A 919-nucleotide genomic window follows, 5' to 3' on the forward strand; every position below is an offset into this window, starting at 1 on the left:
TGATGCCGCCTATCTGTACTGCTGGCTATGGTTTAGCTAATGGGAATGTACGATTTTTATTGGGGGCTCTCTATCTTTTCTTGATCAACTGTGTCTTTATCATGCTAGCCAACATTGTTGGAACAAGAATTTTGATGAGAAAATCTCCTTTAACTTCATTTAAAGAGCTGAGCATTAAAATGAGAATTGGCTTGATTTCTTTGATTGTATTGTTGATTCTTCCAGCTAGCTATTCGGCAGTTACTCTGACAATAGAACAAGCGCGCAAAGAAGGGATCAAACAGTTTGTAGGAAAAGAGTTCGCCAATTATACGGTTATTAATCAAGTCTACAAGTCAAGTAACAATGAATTGGTCTTGACGGTTGTTGGAGATCCGATTTCAGAAGAAGAATTAGAAACACTCCACCAAAAACAAGCCTCTTACGGTATTCAATCTGTTCAATTGAAAGTGAATCAAGTTCAGAACTCGCCAACATTAGATAGTGAAGCGACCAAGGAATTTTATGAAAACATTGACAAGTATATTGATCAAAAACTCTCTGAAAAAGATTCACAAAACGATCTCGTAAAAGAAAATGAAGCAGACAAGGATTGAGGACAATGAACTGAATCGGTTTTTACGCCGTGTTTTTCTTGTATCTTCCTCTTTCTTACTTATAGCAGGTTGTTTTTGCTTGAATAAGAAATAAATTAGAAGTTCTATCATCTAAGAAAAATGATGAACAAAAAATCATTTAACTAATGGTGTGAACGTTTAGTGTTTATCAGCTCCATTCTCTGTAATTTTGGGGGTAAAATCCACACCATTCGGATAAAATTAGTTGAATTTGATTGGAAAAAAGCTTTTATAAAAGCGGAGAAAAGTCTTGATATTACGCTGTTTTTAGTCCAACTGAAATTCATACTTTCCAAACCAGG

General features: G+C 35.0%; 1 protein-coding gene. It reads left to right on the forward strand.

Features of this window, described 5'->3' with window-relative positions; genetic code table 11:
* On the forward strand, positions 1 to 596 hold a 596-nt coding region (locus tag WKT08_RS10385; protein WP_340281935.1), incomplete at its 5' end, for a DUF389 domain-containing protein.
* Between the last annotated feature and the right edge of the window lie 323 nt (positions 597 to 919).

Source organism: Streptococcus sp. HCA-5024 (assembly GCF_037890265.1).
Classification (GTDB): domain Bacteria; phylum Bacillota; class Bacilli; order Lactobacillales; family Streptococcaceae; genus Streptococcus; species Streptococcus lingualis.